At 58.0% G+C, this 774-nt stretch carries 1 protein-coding gene; it reads right to left on the reverse strand.

Annotated elements, in window-relative coordinates; translation table 11 throughout:
* On the reverse strand, window positions 1-774 hold a 774-nt coding region (locus tag AB3X96_RS42540; RefSeq protein ID WP_368594419.1), incomplete at both ends, for an AMP-binding protein.

Raw genomic sequence — 774 nt, forward strand, 5'->3', positions numbered from 1 at the left:
GGTTCAGATAGCCCCGCGCGACCCCCGCCCCGCCAATGTAGAGCTCACCCACCGCCCCGAACGGCACCGGCTCGCCATGACCGTCCAGCACATACACCCGCGTGTTCGCAATCGGACGGCCGATCGGGATAGAGGCGGATCCATTAATAACTTTGGATATTTCGAATGTGACGCTTCCAACTGTCGCTTCTGTAGGACCGAAGTGATTGATCAGACGCACATGCGGGAAACGCTTTCGCCAAAACTGAATATCCGCAGGTACTAACGGTTCCCCACCAACCATCAGTGCCTTAGTCGGAGCCGGACCTTCGTAACACTCCAGTTGCCTGTTTAACAGGCTCAGGTGCGAAGGCGTCAGCTTGATCAAATCGTAGACCCGACCATCGTTAGCAGCAGAAAGTAAATCAATTTCAAAAGCAGGTTTTAGAAGATACAGCGCTGCACCTGCCAACAGGGGTCCGAATAAGGTTGTAACGATGCCGTCAAAGCTCAACGAATGTAATATCGGCGAACCATTCAACGCTTCTTCGTAATAACTGCGATGTGACCATTGCAAATAATTCAACAGGTTTCTGTGCTCGACCATCACGCCCTTGGGCGTGCCGGTGGAGCCCGACGTGTAGATCACATAGGCCAGATGGTGCGGGCCCAGGCCCAGCGCGCGCGCATCCGGATCCGATGCCGGCTGCCCGGCCCACGCCGGCGACTGCGCCTCCAGCTCCACCAGCCCCACGCCAGCGAGCGCCTCCTCGCCCAGCGCCGCACGCCCCGCCC

The sequence above is a fragment of the Paraburkholderia sp. BR13439 genome (assembly GCF_040948805.1).
Taxonomy (GTDB): Bacteria; Pseudomonadota; Gammaproteobacteria; order Burkholderiales; family Burkholderiaceae; genus Paraburkholderia; species Paraburkholderia youngii.